Here is a 282-nt window from a genome sequence, read left to right as displayed (position 1 = left end):
CTTTGACCCCATGAACCTTTACTGCAGCTTTGCATTGAACTGTGAACCGATTTGTGTAGGATAGGTGGGAGACAGAGAAAGAGGAGCGCCAGCTCCTCTGGAGTCGACCTTGAAATACCACCCTGATTTGTTTGCGGTTCTAACCAAGACAGGTGAACACTGTTTGGGACCGTGCATGGTAGGCAGTTTGACTGGGGCGGTCTCCTCCTAAAGGGTAACGGAGGAGTACGAAGGTACGCTAGGTACGGTCGGAAATCGTGCTGATAGTGCAATGGCAAAAGC

Annotated in this window: 1 rRNA gene; it reads left to right on the top strand. The window is 51.1% G+C overall.

The window, feature by feature from the left end:
• Nucleotides 1–4: 4 nt before the first annotated feature.
• Nucleotides 5–282, top strand: a 23S ribosomal RNA gene (locus ACYQ4O_RS13090); the annotation flags it as partial.

Source organism: Turicimonas sp. TL08, from assembly GCF_054660695.1.
Note: the sequence above shows the minus strand (reverse complement) of the source record. Positions and strands in the feature narration are given on the sequence as shown.